The following is a 20,827-nucleotide window of genomic DNA, read 5'->3' on the forward strand; positions in this document are numbered from 1 at the left end:
AGTTTATTTTTAAAGATGTATTGATTATAATAAGAAAGTATATATTAAACAGTGTGTGTTTACACAAAAAATTACTTTTTTTTAATCAAAATTTTGTCCATTGATGATAACAAATCAGACTGAAAGATTGAATTTTGCCTCTACAAAAAATATTCCTGACTATCCAGATTTCTTAGATGTTCAGGTTAAATCTTTTAAAGATTTCTTTCAATTAGAAACGAAATCTGACGAAAGAGGCAACGAAGGGTTATACAACACCTTCATGGAAAACTTTCCGATCACAGATACAAGAAATAACTTTGTATTGGAGTTCCTAGATTATTTTGTAGATCCACCACGTTATACAATTCAAGAATGTATAGAGAGAGGTCTTACTTATAGTGTGCCTTTAAAAGCTAGGTTGAAACTATACTGTACAGATCCAGAACACGAAGATTTTGAAACTATTGTGCAAGATGTTTATCTTGGGACAATTCCTTATATGACTCCAAGTGGTACCTTTGTTATTAATGGTGCTGAGCGTGTAGTAGTATCTCAATTACACCGTTCTCCTGGGGTTTTCTTTGGACAATCATTCCACGCAAATGGAACAAAACTATATTCTGCCAGAGTAATTCCTTTTAAAGGTTCTTGGATAGAATTTTCTACTGATATTAATAGTGTAATGTACGCTTATATCGATAGAAAGAAAAAATTACCTGTAACAACTTTATTCCGTGCGATTGGATTCGAAAGAGATAAGGATATCCTTGAAATTTTCGACTTAGCTGAAGAAATTAAAGTTTCTAAAACAGGAATTAAAAAATATATTGGAAGAAGACTTGCTGCACGTGTTTTGAACACATGGCACGAGGATTTCGTAGATGAGGATACTGGAGAGGTAGTTTCTATCGAGCGTAACGAAATCATCCTTGATCGTGATACTATTATCGACAAAGATAATGTTGAAGAGATCATTGATTCTAATGTAAAATCTATTTTGTTGCACAAAGAGGATAACAACCAAGCAGATTATGCTATTATCCACAACACGTTACAAAAAGATCCAACAAACTCTGAAAAAGAAGCTGTAGAGCACATTTACCGTCAGTTGCGTAACGCTGAACCGCCTGATGAGGAAACTGCTCGTGGTATTATAGATAAATTGTTCTTCTCTGATCAACGTTATAACTTAGGTGAAGTTGGTCGTTACAGAATGAACAAAAAATTAGATTTAGATATCCCAATGGATAAGCAAGTGCTTACTAAAGAAGATATCATTACAATCGTAAAATATTTGATCGAATTAATTAACTCTAAAGCAGAGATTGATGATATCGATCACTTATCAAACCGTCGTGTTAGAACAGTTGGCGAACAGTTGTCTCAACAATTCGGTGTTGGTTTAGCACGTATGGCTAGAACTATTCGTGAGAGAATGAACGTTAGAGATAACGAGGTGTTTACACCAATTGATTTGATTAATGCTAAAACATTATCATCAGTTATTAACTCTTTCTTTGGTACTAACCAGTTATCTCAATTTATGGATCAAACTAATCCATTAGCTGAGATTACACACAAAAGAAGACTTTCTGCACTTGGACCAGGTGGACTTTCGAGAGAGAGAGCTGGTTTCGAGGTTCGTGACGTTCACTATACTCACTATGGTCGTTTATGTCCGATTGAAACTCCTGAGGGACCAAACATTGGTTTGATTTCATCTCTTGGTGTTTATGCAAAAGTTAACGGAATGGGATTCATTGAGACTCCTTACCGTAAAGTTACTGATGGTGTAGTTGATTTAGAAAGTACACCTATTTACTTAAGTGCTGAAGAAGAAGAAGGAAAAATGATTGCTCAGGCAAACATTGAAATGGATGCTTCTGGTAAAATTACAGCTAGCAATGTTATTGCTCGTGAGGAAGGTGACTTTCCAGTTGTTGAACCAACATCAGTACATTATACAGACGTTGCTCCTAACCAAATTGCATCGATTTCTGCATCTTTAATTCCTTTCTTGGAGCATGATGATGCGAACCGTGCGTTGATGGGATCAAACATGATGCGTCAGGCAGTTCCTTTGATCCGTCCTGAAGCACCAATCGTTGGTACAGGTTTAGAGCGTCAGGTAGCTTCAGATTCAAGAGTATTAATCAATGCTGAAGGGCATGGTACTGTTGAGTATGTTGATGCTAATATCATTACTATTAAATACGATCGTACGGAAGACGAGAGAATGGTTAGTTTTGATGCTGATGAGAAAACTTACAACTTAATTAAATTTAGAAAAACCAATCAAGGTACAAGTATCAACTTGAAACCTATCGTAAGAAAAGGTGATAGAGTTGTTCCTGGACAAGTATTGTCTGAAGGATATGCTACTCAAAATGGAGAATTAGCTTTAGGTAGAAACTTAAAAGTTGCGTTCATGCCATGGAAAGGGTATAACTTCGAGGATGCGATTGTAATTTCTGAAAAAGTAGTTCGTGATGATATTTTTACTTCTATCCACGTTGATGATTATTCATTAGAGGTTAGAGATACTAAGTTAGGAAACGAAGAGTTAACAAACGATATTCCTAACGTTTCTGAAGAAGCTACTAAAGATTTAGATGAAAACGGTATGATTAGAATTGGAGCAGAGGTTAAACCTGGCGACATTTTGATCGGAAAAATTACACCAAAAGGAGAATCAGATCCTACTCCAGAAGAGAAATTGCTTCGTGCAATCTTCGGCGATAAGGCAGGTGATGTAAAAGATGCTTCATTAAAAGCTTCTCCATCTTTACATGGTGTAGTCCTTGACAAAAAATTATTTGCAAGAGCCGTAAAAGATAAACGTAAACGTACTCAAGATAAAGATGCTTTAGGCGCTTTAGAAATGGAGTTTGAAACTAAATTTGTTGAATTAAAAGACAGATTAGTTGAAAAATTATTCTTGATTGTTAATGGAAAAACATCTCAAGGTGTAATGAATGATTTGGGTGAAGAAGTTTTACCAAAAGGTAAAAAATATACTCAGAAAATGCTTTACGCAGTAGAAGATTTTGCTCACTTAAGCAAAGGTCAATGGGTTGCTGATGACGCTACAAATAAAATGGTTAATGATTTAATCCATAACTATAAAATTAAGCTGAACGACTTACAAGGATCTTTAAGAAGAGAAAAATTCACTATTACAGTTGGAGACGAATTACCATCTGGAATCTTGAAATTAGCTAAGATTTATATTGCTAAGAAACGTAAACTGAAAGTAGGGGATAAAATGGCAGGTCGTCACGGTAACAAAGGTATTGTTGCTAGAATCGTTCGTCATGAAGATATGCCTTTCTTAGAAGACGGAACACCAGTAGATATCGTATTGAATCCACTTGGGGTACCTTCACGTATGAACATTGGTCAGATTTATGAGACTGTTCTTGGATGGGCTGGTATGAACTTGGGTAGAAAATTTGCTACTCCAATTTTTGACGGTGCTTCTCTTGATGAAATCAATGCTTTGACTGATGAGGCTAACGTACCACGTTTTGGACATACATACCTTTATGATGGTGGAACTGGAGAGCGTTTTGCACAAAAAGCAACTGTGGGTGTAATTTACATGCTTAAATTAGGGCACATGGTTGATGATAAGATGCACGCACGTTCTATCGGACCATACTCATTGATTACGCAGCAGCCACTTGGAGGTAAGGCTCAATTTGGAGGTCAGCGTTTTGGAGAGATGGAGGTTTGGGCACTTGAGGCTTATGGTGCGTCAAGTACTTTACGTGAGATCTTAACTGTTAAGTCTGATGACGTTATTGGTAGAGCTAAAACTTACGAGGCTATCGTTAAAGGAGAATCTATGCCAGAACCAGGTTTACCAGAATCATTCAATGTATTGATGCACGAATTGAAAGGTCTTGGACTAGACATTCGTTTAGAAGAATAAAAAAAGTTTTGTAATCAGTCTCATTTTTTAATGGGACTGATTACTCATTTATAAAGTTTTTAAAGATTTATACCCGTAAACCGTTCCGATTTTTTATAAAAATGCGAGGCATTTTATAACTAGCACTTCAAATTTAATTTTGAGGTTTAGAGAAGTAACCCGAGGTAGTAGCTGAATGATTAACTCTTTATTCTAAAAGAGTAGATTATAAATCTAAAATCAATTTTTTAATTGCAAATAAATCAATAGTAAAAACTATGATGAATAACAGAAACAATAAAGATAAAAATCCAGTTAAAAGATTTAATAAAATCTCAATTGGATTGGCTTCACCAGAATCTATCTTGAAAGAATCAAGAGGAGAGGTTTTAAAGCCGGAAACTATCAACTATAGAACGCACAAGCCTGAGCGTGACGGACTTTTCTGCGAAAGAATTTTCGGACCTGTTAAGGATTTTGAGTGTGCTTGTGGTAAATATAAAAGAATTCGTTACAAAGGTATCATCTGTGACCGTTGTGGTGTTGAAGTTACTGAGAAGAAAGTACGTCGTGATAGAGTAGGACACATCAACCTTGTTGTGCCAATTGCTCATATCTGGTATTTCCGTTCTCTGCCAAACAAAATTGGTTATATCCTTGGTCTTCCATCTAAGAAATTAGACATGATCATTTACTACGAAAGATACGTAGTAATCCAAGCTGGTATTGCTAAAAATGCAGATGGAGAATCTTTACAAAGATTAGATTTCTTAACTGAAGAGGAATATTTAAATATTTTAGATACTCTTCCGCAAGAAAATCAATATTTAGATGATTTAGATCCAAACAAATTTGTTGCCAAAATGGGAGCAGAGTGTATTATGGATTTATTAGCTCGTATTGACTTAGATGCTTTATCTTATGAATTAAGACACAGCGCTAACAACGAAACATCTAAACAAAGAAAAACTGAAGCTTTAAAAAGATTACAAGTTGTTGAGTCTTTCCGTGAGTCTAACGAAAACCGCGAAAACCGTCCAGAATGGATGATCATGAAAGTGGTTCCAGTTATCCCGCCAGAATTACGTCCGCTTGTACCACTTGATGGAGGTCGTTTTGCAACTTCAGATTTGAACGATTTATATCGTCGTGTAATCATCCGTAACAACCGTTTAAAAAGATTAATGGAGATCAAAGCTCCAGAAGTTATCTTAAGAAACGAGAAACGTATGTTACAAGAATCTGTTGATTCATTATTTGACAACACACGTAAAGCTTCTGCTGTAAAAACAGAATCTAACAGACCATTAAAATCATTATCTGACTCATTAAAAGGTAAGCAAGGACGTTTCCGTCAAAACCTTTTAGGAAAACGTGTGGATTATTCTGCTCGTTCGGTAATTGTCGTTGGTCCAGAGTTAAAATTATATGAGTGCGGATTGCCAAAAGATATGGCATCTGAATTATACAAACCTTTCGTTATCCGTAAATTGATTGAAAGAGGTATTGTAAAAACAGTAAAATCTGCAAAGAAAATCATTGACAAAAAAGAGCCTGTAGTTTGGGATATCCTTGAAAATGTAATTAAAGGACACCCAGTATTACTTAACCGTGCTCCTACTTTGCACAGACTTGGTATTCAAGCTTTTCAGCCAAAATTAATTGAAGGAAAAGCGATCCAATTACACCCATTAGTATGTACGGCTTTCAACGCCGATTTCGATGGTGACCAGATGGCGGTTCACTTACCATTAGGGCCAGAGGCTATTTTAGAGGCTCAATTATTAATGTTGGCTTCTCATAATATCTTGAACCCTGCAAATGGTGCGCCTATTACTGTACCTTCTCAGGACATGGTCTTGGGTCTATATTATATGACCAAAGAGCGTATTTCTACAGAAGATCACAAAATTTTAGGTCAAGATTTGACTTTCTATTCTGCTGAAGAAGTAAACATTGCATTAAACGAAGGAAGATTAGAATTAAATGCTCGTGTGAAAATTAGAGCGAAAGATTTTAATGAGGCTGGAGAATTAGTGTACCAAATTATTCAAACAACTGCAGGACGTGTATTATTTAATGAAGTAGTACCTGAGGCAGCTGGATATATCAATGACGTATTGACTAAGAAAAACCTTAGAGATATTATCGGACACATTTTAAGTGTGACTGATGTACCTACTACGGCAGCTTTCTTGGATAATATGAAAGATATGGGTTATAAATTCGCATTTAGAGGAGGTTTATCATTCTCTTTAGGTGATATTCGAATCCCAGAACAAAAAACTAAGTTAATTGCAGATGCTAGAGAGCAAGTTGAAGGTATCTCAACTAACTATAACATGGGTCTTATCACAAATAACGAGCGTTACAACCAAGTTATTGACGTATGGACTTCAGCAAATGCGCAGTTAACAGAATTAGCAATGAAAAATATTAGAGAAGACCAGCAAGGTTTCAACTCTGTATATATGATGCTTGATTCTGGGGCGAGGGGTTCTAAGGAACAGATTCGTCAGTTAACTGGTATGCGTGGTTTGATGGCTAAGCCTAAAAAATCTACTGCTGGTGGTGGTGAGATCATTGAAAACCCGATTCTTTCTAACTTTAAGGAAGGTCTTTCGATCCTTGAGTACTTTATTTCTACTCACGGTGCTCGTAAAGGTCTTGCGGATACGGCTCTTAAAACGGCCGATGCTGGTTACTTAACAAGAAGACTTCATGACGTTTCTCAAGATGTTATTGTTAACATCGAAGATTGTGGAACTCTTAGAGGTGTTGAAGTTGCTGCATTGAAGAAAAATGAGGAAATCGTTGAATCTTTAGGAGAGAGAATTTTAGGACGTGTTGCATTGCAGGATGTTATTAATCCTCTTACTAATGAAGTAATGGTTAAATCTGGAGAGCAAATTACGGAATCAATTATGAGAACGATCGAAGCTTCTCCAATTGAAAAAGTAGAAGTTAGATCTCCATTAACTTGTGAGGCTTTAAAAGGTATTTGTGCTAAATGTTACGGTAGAAACTTAGCTACTGGTAAGATGACACAAAGAGGTGAAGCTGTCGGAGTTATTGCAGCTCAGTCTATTGGAGAGCCAGGTACACAGTTAACACTTCGTACGTTCCACGTTGGAGGGGTTGCCGGAGGTATTTCTGAAGAATCTAGTATTATTACAAGATTTAACGGTAGACTTGAAATTGAAGATTTAAAAACAGTTAAAGGAGAAGACGGAGAAGGAAACTCTGTTGATATCGTAGTTTCACGTTCAACTGAATTAAAATTAGTTGATGAGAAAACTGGAATTGTTTTAAATACACATAACATCCCTTACGGATCTAGTATTTTTGTAAATGATGGTGATACTGTCGCAAAAGGAACTGTAATCTGTAAATGGGATCCATATAACGGTGTAATTGTTTCTGAATTTACTGGTAAGATTGCTTACGAAGATTTAGAACAAGGTCAATCGTTCATGGTTGAGATCGATGAGCAGACTGGTTTCCAAGAAAAAGTAATTTCTGAGGCTAGAAACAAAAAATTAATCCCAACTTTATTGGTTTACGGTAAAGAAGGAGAATTGATTCGTTCTTACAACTTGCCAGTAGGTGCACACTTAATGGTTGAAAACGGTGAGAAAATTAAAGCAGGTAAAGTATTAGTAAAAATCCCTCGTCGTTCTTCTAAAGCAGGCGATATCACGGGAGGTTTACCAAGAATTACGGAGTTGCTTGAGGCTCGTAACCCTTCCAACCCAGCAGTTGTATCTGAAATTGACGGTGTTGTATCTTTCGGAAAAATTAAAAGAGGTAACCGTGAGATCGTTATCGAGTCTAAATTTGGTGAAATTAAAAAGTATTTAGTTAAACTTTCTAGCCAGATCTTAGTACAAGAAAATGACTTCGTAAGAGCGGGAGTTCCATTGTCTGATGGTGCAATTACACCAGATGATATCTTAAGAATTCAAGGTCCAGCTGCTGTTCAGCAGTACTTGGTAAATGAAATTCAAGAGGTATACCGTTTACAAGGGGTAAAAATTAATGACAAGCACTTTGAGGTAGTTATTCGTCAAATGATGCGTAAAGTAAGAGTTCAGGATCCAGGTGATACTTTATTCTTAGAGGATCAATTAATTCATACTAAAGATTTCATCGTTCAAAACGATAAATTGTATGGTATGAAGGTAGTTGAGGATGCTGGAGATTCTTCAGTATTGAAACCAGGTCAGATTATTACACCTCGTGAATTACGTGATGAAAACTCATTATTGAAACGAAATGATAGAAATCTTGTTGTAGCAAGAGACGTAATTACTGCAACTGCAACGCCAGTTCTTCAAGGTATTACGAGAGCTTCGTTACAAACTAAATCATTCATCTCTGCTGCTTCTTTCCAAGAAACAACAAAAGTACTTAACGAAGCTGCTGTAGCTGGTAAAGTAGATGATTTAGAAGGATTAAAAGAAAATGTAATTGTTGGACACAGAATTCCTGCGGGAACTGGTATGAGAGAATACGATAATACTATTGTAGGATCTAAAGACGATTACAACGAAATGATGGCTAATAAAGAAGAATATATTTATTAATTAGGAAACTATGAGTAATCCGAAACAACAACAAGAGCAAATTAATATTGAGTTAGACGAAACTATCGCAGAAGGAATTTATTCTAATCTTGCGATTATTAATCACTCATCATCAGAGTTTGTTTTAGATTTTGTGAGCATTATGCCAGGTATTCCTAAAGCCAAGGTAAAGTCAAGAATTGTTTTGACACCACAACATGCTAAAAGATTATTAAGAGCAATAGGTGAAAATATCCATCGATTTGAAGCAGCTCATGGCGAAATCAAAGAGACAGAGCAAGCACCAATACCACTTAATTTTGGTCCTGCGGGACAAGCATAAATTTTAAAGCCCCTTTTTTAAGGGGCTTTTTTTATGAGAAATCTCATTAAATGCATTTTATCAGATTTTAATTCCTTTAATCGACTAAATTTTTTAAAATCAATGTATTGAACTAATTTGTTGGTTTTTATGAATGATTTAATTTTTGAAATATAATGACTTAGTAAGGTTGATTTAATTCAAATTAAGAAAAGCGTTAATTTTAATATTAGCGCTTTTTTTATTGCAAATAAAAAAGGCTGTCTAAAATTATTAGACAGCCTTTTGATATATTCTTTTCAAAAAAAGAATTAATCAAATTCTGATGTAAAGTATAATTTCACACTCGGATATTTACTTTGAGTCATTTGAATAGTAAAGTCAGAATCTGCTAAAAATACCAGTTGACCATATTTATCGTGAGCTAAGAATTTTTGTTTGATGCGTTTAAATTCTTTGAATTCTTCATTCTTAGCATCATCAGGTTTTACCCAGCACGCTTTATGAACAGGGAAATTCTCATATGTACATTTTGCGCCATATTCATGCTCTAAACGATATTGAATAACTTCATATTGAAGTGCTCCAACAGTTCCAATTACTTTACGATTGTTCATTTCTAAAGTAAATAACTGAGCAACACCTTCATCCATTAATTGGTCAACACCTTTATCAAGCTGTTTTGCTTTCATCGGATCAGCGTTATTGATATATCTAAAGTGCTCTGGAGAGAAACTCGGAATTCCTTTAAAACTCATTATTTCGCCCTCTGTCAAAGTATCACCAATTTTGAAATTTCCAGTATCATGTAAACCAACAATATCACCTGGGTAAGAAATATCAACGATTTCTTTTTTCTCAGCGAAAAAGGCATTCGGACTAGAGAATTTCAAATTTTTCTTCTGGCGGACATGGTAGTAAGGTTTGTTTCTTTCGAAAGTTCCCGAAACAATTTTAATAAAAGCTAAACGGTCACGGTGCTTAGGATCCATGTTGGCATGTATTTTAAATACAAAACCAGACATTTTTTCTTCGGTCGGATCAACTAAACGAGTTTCTGAATCTTTTGGTCTTGGTGATGGAGCGATTGTAACGAAACAATCCAGTAATTCACGAACTCCGAAATTATTCAAAGCAGATCCAAAAAATACAGGCTGTATTTTTCCGTCAAGATAATCTTGACGCTCAAATTTTGGATACACTTCATCAATCAATTCTAATTCCTCACGAAGTTTTTCAGCAGCTTTTTGACCAACAATTTTATCTAGTTCTGGATTGTTTTGAACATCAGAAAAAGCAATTGTTTCCTCAATATTTTTTCGGCTGTCTCCACTAAAAAGATTGATGTTTTCTTCCCACAAATTATAAATTCCTTGGAAATCATAACCCATTCCAATAGGGAAACTTAAAGGTGTAACAGTTAAACCTAATTTTTGTTCCACTTCATCCATCAAATCAAAAGCATCTTTACCTTCACGATCTAATTTATTGATGAAAACAATCATAGGAATGTTACGCATTCTACAAACAGCAACTAATTTTTCTGTCTGCTCCTCAACCCCTTTTGCAACGTCAATAACGACAATTACACTGTCAACTGCGGTTAAAGTTCTAAATGTATCTTCGGCAAAATCCTTGTGTCCTGGTGTATCAAGAATATTGATTTTTTTGTCTTTATAATTAAAAGCAAGTACAGAAGTCGAAACCGAAATACCTCTTTGGCGTTCGATTTCCATAAAGTCACTTGTTGCTCCTTTTTTAATTTTGTTATTCTTTACAGCTCCTGCTTCCTGAATAGCACCTCCAAATAACAGTAATTTTTCCGTTAATGTTGTTTTACCAGCATCGGGATGCGATATAATTCCAAATGTTCTTCTGCGTTGTATTTCTTTTAAAAAGCTCATATTTCGTATAAATAGGTTGCAAAAATACTATTAATTACCGCTTAATAAAAATATTCACTTCTTAAATTGGAACAGTTTTTCTCTTTCAAGTCTAAAAGAAAAAAATAAGGCTGTTATAAAACAGCCTTACAATAGTCATTTTAAATTACTGATTAATTGACCAAATTGAATATCCTTTTGGAGGACATTGTATTTTTACCCATTTATCGGCTTGAGTCGTTGGATACCAAGTCGAATTTCCAGTGAAATCTTTAATTTGTGTACTGGCCCAATTGGTCTGCACCCATCTTTCCTGCCAGACATCAGAATTATTAATATAGACAACCAATCCAGGATTTCCATTGTAACCATTTCTTCTCGCTACATATTCGTCATTATCAGAATATAAAATAGAAGTTGTTCCAGTTGCTTTATTATTATGAATCCAAATCAAGTTGTTTAATTTGTTTTTGTCTAGCCATTCTTCGTAATCTCTGTAGAAAATTGTGGGATAACCTTCGTGAGTTAGGATATAAGAATAAGCCAATAATTTGCTCCATATTTCATCTGTATCATGATTCGTTACAAAAGTTACCGCTTTATATGGATTACGTTTCCACATCATATCATCATTTAGGAGCGCAAGATTATTTCCATCAAAGGCATCATTCATTTTGTAGTAGCAGGCAAAATCAAATACAGAACTATTCGCGTTATTTGCCCACCATTCGAGTGTATTTACGTTAGAATCCCAATATTCACCAACAGAAAATCCGCCTACATTTGCATTCCAAGCATTTACAACCCAAGGACCAAAACCTTTAACATAGTCAAATCTCCAGCCGTCAAATTTCATAGTGTTTTTGTAGTATTTGCCAACTCCATCAGCTCTCAGCCAAAGCCAGTCCTTTACATTGGGTGCCGCATGGCATAAATCAGGGAATCCTCCAAAGGCTCCTTCATCATTATTACCATAGCTGTTTTTATAAAAGTCGTTATAAGTACGCTTAAATTTTCCTGAAGCAATTCCCGTAAAATTGGTCCAAGTATTTGTTCCTGTAAATGGATTAGCTTCTGACTGGCCTCCGCTATTGTGGTTGATTACAATATCGGCATATACTTTCATGTTTTCGTTATGTGCATTTGTAATCAAACTAACCAATTCGGTTTTCGAACCAAATCTAGTTTCTAAACTTCCATTTTGATTGTAATCTCCAAAATCGAAATAATCTGTTGGATCATATCCCATAGAAAATGCTCCATTCTGCGCTTTTGAAGCTGGCGGAAGCCAAATTGAACCGATACCGGCATTTGACCAGGCAGTTACTTTAGAACTTACAGTATTCCACCAATTACCGCCGGCAGGAACATCCCAATAGAACGCCTGCATCATAACACCGCCACCTGGATTGTCTACATATTTTCCTGTTGTAGAATTCGAAGTTCCTGTGCTAAATGGTTTTCCGTCGTGGTGCGTAACATTAATAATTTTAAATTGCTGGCTTTCAGTTTTTGAATCAATTTCACTCGGTTCATTTTGGGAACACGAATACAACAGTCCTGTAATAGCTGTAAGAACAAACAGTTTTAAAAATGGTTTTTTCATGATAGATAGGGTTTAGTTAAATAGTTGTTGTAATTATTAATGTAAAGGCTATTAAATAAAGATATCTTTATTTTTTGTGGTTATAAATTATTAATTACGCATCTAAAGTATGTATTTTTTGAATTAATTCTAATTTGTAAGAAAATAGTTTACTACGAAAACGTTGTAGTGTTGAGAACTTTTTTATTTAGCTTGTTTTGAGACATTTATTTTTGGCGAAGAATACTTATTATAAAACAAGATTAGGAAACGCTTATGTAATTGATTTGATGCGAAGTAGTGTGCGTTTTTGAATTGGTAGAACCCGATCATCATATAATTTTTTGTTAATAGTATTGCGGATAGTTGTATTATGTAATTGAATTGTTATTTTTGTTCGTTATAAGTTACGAAAGAACTATACTTTAATTATTTATGTTTTGATAAGCATTTGAAAAACATCTATAATTTGGCGGATTATCTAGAACAGGCTTACATTCAAATTAAATTTAAAATAATGTTATTAAAAAAATTACAGCTAAAAACAATTGATTACAAGTTTGCACTAACAGTTTGTTTTTTTCTTTTTTTTGCTCCAATTATTACAGCTCAAGAAATAATTCCTGATGTTGTAGCCGAAAAACCTGTTGAAGCTCCTTCAGGCGGAAAATTAAAAATTGATGGAATTATTGCAACGGTAGGAGATTACATTGTTTTAGATTCAGATATTGATAAAGGATTTTTAGAAATTACTGCTCAAGGTGGTTCTACTAAAGATATTACAAGATGCCAAATGCTTGGTAAGCTTTTGGAAGATAAATTATATGCACACCAAGCTATTCAGGATAGTATAATTGTAAGTGATGCTGAAGTTAGAGGTATGATGGAAGAGCGTCTGAACTATATGACGCAGCAAGTTGGCGGAGACATCAGCAAAGTTGTTGAGTACTATAAAAAGAGTTCTGTTGAAGAATTTAAAACTTATTTTGCGGACATCTTAAAAGAACAAAAACTTGCTTCTGAGATGAGAGACAAGATTATTAAAGATGTTGAAATTACGCCAGAAGAAGTCCGTAACTTCTTTAAGAAAATCCCAAAAGACGAATTACCTACTTTTGGTGCGGAGATGGAAGTAGCCCAAATTGTGGTTGAGCCAAAAGTTTCTAAAGAGGATAAACAAAAAGTAATTGACAGATTAAATGCTATAAGACAGGATGTACTTGATGGTTCTAGTTTTGCAACGAAAGCCGTTTTATATTCTCAAGATCCAGGTTCTTCGCCAAATGGAGGTTATTATAAAATGACTAGAAAAACTCCTTTCGTAAAAGAATTTAAAGATGTTGCTTTTAGCTTACAGGCGGGTGAAATTTCACAACCTTTTGAAACTACTTTTGGCTTCCATATTATTATGGTAGAGAAAATTAAAGGACAAGAAGTAGAATTACGTCATATTTTAATTGCTCCAACAGTTTCTGAAGCTGCTTTAAAAGAAGCAAAAGAAAGAATTACTAATATTAGAAATAAAATTGTTGGTAACGAAATATCATTTGCTGATGCTGCAAGAACAGAATCTGATGAAAAAGAAACGAGAACAAATGGAGGAACTTTAGTAAATCCAACAACTCAGGATACTCGTTTTGAATTAACAAAAATGGATCCAACATTATACAGTCAAGTTTCTAATTTAAAAGGAAATGAGATCACGCAGCCACTTTTAAATACAGATGATAAAGGGAAAAAAACATATAAATTGATTACTGTTACAAACAGAATTGACGAACATACAGCAGATTATGCTAAGGATTATACTAAAATCAAAGAATTGGCATTAAAAGAAAAACAAATCAATGCAATTGCAAAATGGTTTGATACTAAGATTAAAGATACTTATATCAAAATCATTGGAGAATACAAAGAATGTGCTTTTGCAAACAACTGGTTGAAAAAATAATTTTTATTAAATAAATAAAAAGAGTTAGTTTTATGAATTCATAGAACTAACTCTTTTTAATTTAAAATATATTCATAAATGTCTGACGTAACAGCAATTCACAATTTAGTTCAAAAAAGAAACGAATTAAAAAAAGAAATAGCGAAAATCATTGTAGGGCAGGATGCCGTTGTAGATCAAATTTTACTTTGTATATTTTCTGGAGGGCATGCGCTTTTAATAGGTGTTCCAGGTTTGGCAAAAACGTTAATGATTAATACATTATCTCAAGCTTTAGGTTTAGATTTTAAAAGAATTCAGTTTACGCCAGATTTAATGCCTTCTGATATTTTAGGAAGTGAAATTCTAGACGAAAATAGAAACTTCAAATTTATAAAAGGCCCAATTTTTTCTAACATCATTTTGGCAGATGAGATTAATAGAACACCGCCTAAAACTCAGGCAGCCCTGCTTGAAGCTATGCAGGAAAGATCGGTAACTATTGCAGGGCAGCATCATAAATTAGATTTACCATATTTTGTTTTAGCGACTCAAAACCCAATTGAACAGGAGGGGACTTATCCGCTGCCAGAAGCGCAGTTAGACCGTTTTATGTTTGCAATAAAATTAGAATATCCAAGTTTTGAAGAAGAAGTTCAAGTTGTAAAGCGCACCACTTCTGACGTTAAAACAGAAATAAATCCACTATTTACATCTCAGGAAATTATAGATTTTCAGCACTTAATTCGCAGAATTCCTGTTGCTGATAATGTTATTGAATATGCGGTAACATTAGTAAGTAAAACTCGTCCTGATAATGCTTTGACAAATGATTTTGTGAAAAATTATCTCGATTGGGGAGCAGGGCCAAGAGCTTCGCAAAACTTAATTTTAGCAGCTAAAGCCCACGCAGCTTTTAATGGTAAATTTTCTCCAGATATTGAAGATGTCCAAGCTGTTGCAACTGGAATTTTACGCCATAGAATTATTAAAAATTATAAAGCAGATGCTGAAGGAATAACGGAAGAAGTTATTATTAAAAAGCTGATGTAAAAATAGCAATGAAATTCAAAAAAAGCCTGATAATTTTATCAGGCTTTTTTATTTTTTACGTGGTTACTAAAATAGAAGAAATACTGAATTAGGGTATCTTTAAAAAATAATAAATTGATCCCTTCACGACAACTATAACGTTATAATTGTTTATTTAGAACTATTCTTTGTGAAAATAGAGGTAAAATCTCACTTCCTTTATAACATTAAATTTCGACTTTGTTAAAGAAAAGATTTTTAAATATTAATAATTCATTATTTTAATATAAAATTGAATTTTTGACAAAAACAAGCAGTGAAAATCGTTTTTTAGCAATAATAATTTTTGAAAAGGCTTGTTCTATTATATTTTTTTTAATTATCGTCTTTAATGCTTAAATTTGCCTCAAAAAAATAAATCCGCTTTTATTATGAATATTTATCAGGATTACATTCAAGAAATTGAAGAAAGAAAAAATCAAGGGTTACACCCTAAACCAATTGATGGAGCTGAATTATTAAGCGAAATCATTGCTCAAATTAAAGATGCAGATAACGCACATCGCGAAGACTCTCTTAAGTTTTTTATTTACAATACATTACCGGGTACGACAAGTGCAGCTGGTGAAAAAGCGAAGTTTTTAAAAGAGATTATTCTTGGTCAATTTGTTGTAAAAGAAATAACTCCAACTTTTGCTTTTGAATTATTATCTCACATGAAGGGTGGTCCTTCAATTGGAGTATTGCTAGATTTAGCTTTAGGAAATGATGATGCAATCGCAGCAGAAGCGGCAAAAGTTCTTAAAACTCAAGTTTTCCTTTATGAAGCGGACACAGATCGTTTAATAGAGGCGTATAAAAATAACAATGCAGTTGCAAAAGAAATCCTTGAAAGTTATGCTCAAGCTGAGTTCTTTACAAAACTTCCAGAAGTAGCTGACGAAATTAAAGTAGTTACTTATATTGCTGGTGAAGGAGATATTTCTACAGATTTACTTTCTCCAGGTAACCAAGCTCACTCACGTTCAGACCGTGAACTTCACGGTAAATGTATGATTACTCCTCAAGCACAGGACGAAATCAAAATGCTTCAAGCACAGCATCCTGATAAAAGCGTCATGCTTATTGCAGAAAAAGGAACAATGGGTGTAGGTTCTTCAAGAATGTCAGGTGTAAATAACGTGGCACTTTGGACAGGAAAACAAGCAAGTCCATATATTCCATTCGTAAATATCGCTCCAATTGTTGGTGGAACAAACGGAATTTCTCCAATTTTCCTAACAACTGTTGATGTTACTGGCGGTATTGGTTTAGATCTAAAAAACTGGGTTAAAAAACTTGATGAGAATGGGAACGTTGTTCGTAATGAAAATGATGAGCCAATTTTAGAGCAAGCATATTCTGTAGCAACTGGAACGGTTCTTACAATTAATATTAAAGAGAAAAAATTATACAACGGCGATCAGGAATTAATTGACATTTCTAAGGCATTTACACCTCAGAAAATGGAATTTATTAAAGCTGGTGGTTCGTACGCAATTGTATTTGGTAAAAAACTTCAAACATTAGCGGCTAAAGTTTTAGATATTGAAGCTCCTCTTGTATTTGCTCCATCAAAAGAAATCTCTATTGAAGGACAAGGTCTTACGGCAGTAGAAAAAATCTTTAACAGAAATGCTGTTGGTGTACCTGCAGGTAAAGTATTACACGCTGGTTCTGATGTTCGTGTAGAAGTTAATATTGTAGGTTCTCAAGATACAACTGGACTTATGACTGCTCAGGAGTTAGAATCTATGGCTGCTACAGTAATTTCTCCAATCGTAGACGGTGCTTACCAATCGGGTTGTCACACTGCTTCTGTTTGGGATAAAAAAGCTCAGGCAAACATTCCAAAATTGATGAAATTCATGAACGATTTTGGTTTAATTACAGCTCGTGATCCAAAAGGTGTTTATCACTCAATGACAGACGTAATTCATAAAGTACTTAACGATATTACTATAGATGAGTGGGCTATCATTATTGGTGGTGACTCTCATACAAGAATGTCAAAAGGTGTTGCTTTTGGGGCTGACTCGGGAACAGTTGCCCTAGCATTAGCTACAGGTGAGGCTTCTATGCCAATTCCTGAATCTGTAAAAGTAACTTTCAAAGGAGATATGAAAGGGTATATGGACTTCCGTGATGTGGTTCATGCTACTCAAGCGCAAATGCTTCATCAGTTTGGAGGAGAAAACGTATTCCAAGGTAGAATTATCGAGGTTCATATTGGAACTCTTACTGCTGACCAGGCATTTACGTTTACTGACTGGACTGCAGAGATGAAAGCTAAAGCTTCTATCTGTATTTCTGAAGATGATACTTTAATCGAATCATTGGAGATTGCAAAAGGCAGAATCCAGATCATGATCGATAAAGGTATGGATAACGATAAGCACGTTCTTCAAGGGTTAATCAATAAAGCTGATAAGAGAATCGCTGAAATTAAATCTGCTGAAAAACCAGCTTTAACTCCAGATGCAAATGCTAAATATTATGCTGAAGTTGTGGTTGATTTGGATCAAATTGCTGAGCCAATGATTGCAGATCCAGACGTAAATAATGTTGATGTTTCTAAAAGATATACTCACGATACAATTAGACCTCTTTCTTTCTACGGAGGAGAGAAAAAAGTAGATCTTGGATTTATTGGTTCTTGTATGGTTCACAAAGGAGATATGAAGATTCTTGCTCAAATGCTAAAGAATATTGAAGATCAAAAAGGTAAAGTAGAATTTTTGGCACCGCTTGTGGTAGCTCCTCCTACATATAACATTGTAGACGAACTTAAAGCAGAAGGTGACTGGGAAGTTTTACAAAAATACTCAGGTTTCGAATTTGACGATAATGCTCCAAAAGGTGCGGCGCGTACAGAATACGAAAACATGTTGTATTTAGAGCGTCCAGGATGTAACCTTTGTATGGGTAACCAAGAAAAAGCGGCAAAAGGAGATACTGTAATGGCAACATCTACTCGTCTTTTCCAAGGAAGAGTTGTAGAAGATTCTGAAGGTAAAAAAGGAGAGTCGTTACTTTCTTCTACACCAGTTGTAGTTTTATCTACAATTCTAGGTAGAACTCCAACATTAGATGAATATACATCTGCGGTTGAAGGTATCAACTTAACTAAGTTTGCGCCTTCTAACAAGCAATTAGTAATGTAATCCTTCGATTATTAATATATTAAAGCCCGAGTGATAAACTCGGGCTTTTTCTTTTATAACTCCTCTATATTTTGTAACTTGTGATGTTCAAAATAAAATAAAAAAACAAAAAATAATTATAAAACTTATGGCTTTTGATATCGAAATGATTAAAAAAGTGTACGAAAACATGCCAAGTCGTGTTGATAAAGCACGCGAGATTGTTGGTCGTCCACTTACCTTAACAGAGAAAATTTTATACAATCACCTTTGGGATGGAAATCCAACGAAGGCGTTTGGAAGAGGAGTTGATTATGTTGATTTTGCACCAGACCGTGTAGCTTGTCAAGATGCAACTGCTCAAATGGCTTTATTACAATTTATGCATGCTGGTAAATCTAAAGTAGCAGTTCCTACAACAGTGCATTGTGATCACTTGATTCAGGCGAAAGTAGATGCTAAAACAGATTTGGCTAGAGCAAAAACACAAAGTAATGAAGTTTTCGATTTCTTGTCGTCAGTTTCAAATAAATACGGAATTGGTTTCTGGAAGCCAGGAGCTGGAATTATTCACCAAGTAGTACTTGAAAATTATGCTTTCCCTGGAGGAATGATGATTGGTACCGATTCTCACACTGTAAATGCAGGTGGTTTAGGAATGGTGGCAATTGGAGTTGGTGGAGCCGATGCTGTAGACGTAATGTCTGGTATGGCTTGGGAACTTAAATTTCCTAAATTAATTGGAGTTAAATTAACTGGTAAATTATCAGGATGGACTGCTCCTAAAGATGTTATTCTTAAAGTGGCTGGTATTCTTACGGTAAAAGGTGGTACTGGTGCTATCGTTGAATATTTTGGAGAAGGTGCAACTGCAATGTCTTGTACTGGTAAAGGAACTATTTGTAACATGGGTGCTGAAATTGGAGCTACAACTTCAACTTTTGGTTATGATGATTCTATGAGTCGTTACCTGCGTTCTACAAACAGAGCTGATGTTGCCGATGCTGCGGACAAAGTAGCTTCTTATTTAACTGGAGATCCAGAAGTTTATGCTGACCCAGAAAAATACTTTGACCAAGTTATTGAAATTAACTTATCTCAATTAGAACCACACTTAAATGGTCCTTTTACTCCGGATTTAGCTACTCCAATTTCTAAAATGAAAGAGGAAGCAATTAAAAATAACTGGCCATTACAAATTCAAGTAGGTTTAATCGGTTCATGTACAAATTCATCATACGAAGATATTTCTCGTGCAGCATCACTGGCAAAACAAGTTGCGGCTAAGAATTTAAAAACTAAAGCTCAGTTTACTATTACTCCAGGTTCTGAAGTGGTACGTTCTACCATTGAGAGAGATGGTTTTATAGAAACTTTTAATAAAATCAACGCTACTGTATTTGCTAATGCCTGCGGACCATGTATTGGTATGTGGGACAGAGAAGGAGCAGAGAAAGAAGAAAGAAACACAATCGTTCACTCTTTCAACCGTAATTTCTCAAAACGTGCAGATGGTAATCCAAACACTTTAGCGTTTGTAGGTTCTCCAGAATTGGTAACAGCATTAGCCATTGCGGGAGATTTAGGTTTTAATCCATTAACAGATAAATTAATAAACGAAGATGGAGAAGAAGTGATGCTCGACGCTCCAACTGGTGACGAACTTCCTCTTAAAGGTTTCTATGCTGAAGATCCAGGATTCCAAGCTCCGGCTGAAGATGGTTCAGGAGTTCAGGTTGTAGTCAGCCCAACATCTGAACGTTTACAATTATTAGCTCCTTTTGATGCTTGGGATGGTAAAAACATTACAGGTGCTAAACTGCTGATTAAAGCATTTGGAAAATGTACAACTGACCACATTTCTATGGCTGGACCATGGCTGCGTTTCCGTGGACATTTAGATAACATTTCTAACAATATGCTGATTGGTGCTGTAAATGCATTCAACCAAAAAACAAATTCGGTTAAAAATCAATTAACAGGTACATATGATGCCGTTCCTGCTGTAGCTCGTGCATACAAGGCAGCTGGAGTTCCGTCTATAGTAATTGGAGATCATAATTACGGCGAAGGTTCTTCTCGTGAGCACGCTGCTATGGAACCTCGTTTCTTAGGAGTTAAAGCGGTATTGGTAAAATCATTTGCACGTATTCACGAAACTAACCTTAAAAAACAAGGTCTTCTAGGATTAACATTTGCCAATGAAGCAGATTACGATAAAATTCAAGAAGATGATACAATCAACTTCTTAGATTTAACTGAATTTGCTCCAGGTAAACCATTATCATTAGAGTTTGTTCATGCCGATGGTACAAAAGATATAATCTTGGCAAACCATACATACAACGCTGGTCAAATTGGCTGGTTTGTTGCTGGTTCTGCTTTAAACTTAATTGCAGCTGGAAAAGCTTAAATTTAAGTTATCATATACAA

Annotated in this window: 9 protein-coding genes; 7 read left to right on the forward strand and 2 right to left on the reverse strand. The window is 35.0% G+C overall.

The features are described from left to right. Positions 1 to 103 precede the first annotated feature (103 nt). From rpoB to HYN86_RS09320, 3 genes are all read left to right on the forward strand, one after another. Positions 104 to 3,916, forward strand: coding sequence for a DNA-directed RNA polymerase subunit beta (gene rpoB / locus HYN86_RS09310; RefSeq protein WP_057117052.1), 3,813 nt, complete (start codon positions 104 to 106; stop codon positions 3,914 to 3,916). Between the two features lie 257 nt (positions 3,917 to 4,173). After that, on the forward strand, positions 4,174 to 8,481 hold the full coding sequence (rpoC, locus tag HYN86_RS09315) for a DNA-directed RNA polymerase subunit beta' (protein ID WP_057117051.1): 4,308 nt from the start codon (positions 4,174 to 4,176) through the stop codon (positions 8,479 to 8,481). A 10-nt stretch (positions 8,482 to 8,491) separates the two neighbouring features. After that, entirely contained in the window at positions 8,492 to 8,803 is a 312-nt protein-coding gene (locus HYN86_RS09320; protein WP_012024017.1) for a DUF3467 domain-containing protein, read from the forward strand. A 290-nt stretch (positions 8,804 to 9,093) separates the two neighbouring features. Here the strand turns inward: HYN86_RS09320 and HYN86_RS09325 are convergent, their stop codons facing one another. Both HYN86_RS09325 and HYN86_RS09330 read right to left on the reverse strand, forming a co-directional pair. Then, entirely contained in the window at positions 9,094 to 10,686 is a 1,593-nt protein-coding gene (locus HYN86_RS09325) for a peptide chain release factor 3 (protein ID WP_113677772.1), read from the reverse strand. A 145-nt stretch (positions 10,687 to 10,831) separates the two neighbouring features. Next, positions 10,832 to 12,271, reverse strand: coding sequence for an alpha-amylase (locus tag HYN86_RS09330; RefSeq protein WP_113677773.1), 1,440 nt, complete (start codon positions 12,269 to 12,271; stop codon positions 10,832 to 10,834). Between the two features lie 496 nt (positions 12,272 to 12,767). Between HYN86_RS09330 and HYN86_RS09335 the strand changes: the two genes are divergently transcribed. The 4 genes from HYN86_RS09335 to HYN86_RS09350 all read left to right on the forward strand — a co-directional run bounded on the left by HYN86_RS09335 (position 12,768) and on the right by HYN86_RS09350 (position 20,807). Further along, complete coding sequence (locus tag HYN86_RS09335) at positions 12,768 to 14,201, forward strand: peptidylprolyl isomerase (protein WP_113679898.1); 1,434 nt, start codon at positions 12,768 to 12,770, stop codon at positions 14,199 to 14,201. A 78-nt stretch (positions 14,202 to 14,279) separates the two neighbouring features. Then, positions 14,280 to 15,233: an AAA family ATPase gene (locus HYN86_RS09340; protein WP_113677774.1), complete on the forward strand. Its 954-nt coding sequence runs from the start codon at positions 14,280 to 14,282 to the stop codon at positions 15,231 to 15,233. Between the two features lie 410 nt (positions 15,234 to 15,643). Beyond that, entirely contained in the window at positions 15,644 to 18,415 is a 2,772-nt protein-coding gene (locus HYN86_RS09345) for a bifunctional aconitate hydratase 2/2-methylisocitrate dehydratase (RefSeq protein WP_113677775.1), read from the forward strand. A gap of 127 nt (positions 18,416 to 18,542) precedes the next feature. Continuing rightward, the gene (locus HYN86_RS09350; RefSeq protein WP_113677776.1) at positions 18,543 to 20,807 is read left to right on the forward strand and encodes an aconitate hydratase; all 2,265 of its coding nucleotides are present in this window, start codon (positions 18,543 to 18,545) and stop codon (positions 20,805 to 20,807) included. Positions 20,808 to 20,827: the final 20 nt, after the last annotated feature.

The organism is Flavobacterium fluviale (assembly GCF_003312915.1).
Lineage (GTDB): Bacteria > Bacteroidota > Bacteroidia > Flavobacteriales > Flavobacteriaceae > Flavobacterium > Flavobacterium fluviale.

What these genes read in the sequence shown, in the direction of transcription:
- HYN86_RS09320 (WP_012024017.1), top strand. Translation starts at nt 8,492, where the DNA reads ATGAGTAATCCGAAACAACAACAAGAGCAAATTAATATTGAGTTAGAC.
- rpoC (WP_057117051.1), top strand. Translation starts at nt 4,174, where the DNA reads ATGATGAATAACAGAAACAATAAAGATAAAAATCCAGTTAAAAGATTT.
- HYN86_RS09345 (WP_113677775.1), top strand. Translation starts at nt 15,644, where the DNA reads ATGAATATTTATCAGGATTACATTCAAGAAATTGAAGAAAGAAAAAAT.
- HYN86_RS09335 (WP_113679898.1), top strand. Translation starts at nt 12,768, where the DNA reads ATGTTATTAAAAAAATTACAGCTAAAAACAATTGATTACAAGTTTGCA.
- HYN86_RS09350 (WP_113677776.1), top strand. Translation starts at nt 18,543, where the DNA reads ATGGCTTTTGATATCGAAATGATTAAAAAAGTGTACGAAAACATGCCA.
- HYN86_RS09330 (WP_113677773.1), bottom strand. Translation starts at nt 12,271, where the DNA reads ATGAAAAAACCATTTTTAAAACTGTTTGTTCTTACAGCTATTACAGGA.
- HYN86_RS09340 (WP_113677774.1), top strand. Translation starts at nt 14,280, where the DNA reads ATGTCTGACGTAACAGCAATTCACAATTTAGTTCAAAAAAGAAACGAA.
- rpoB (WP_057117052.1), top strand. Translation starts at nt 104, where the DNA reads ATGATAACAAATCAGACTGAAAGATTGAATTTTGCCTCTACAAAAAAT.
- HYN86_RS09325 (WP_113677772.1), bottom strand. Translation starts at nt 10,686, where the DNA reads ATGAGCTTTTTAAAAGAAATACAACGCAGAAGAACATTTGGAATTATA.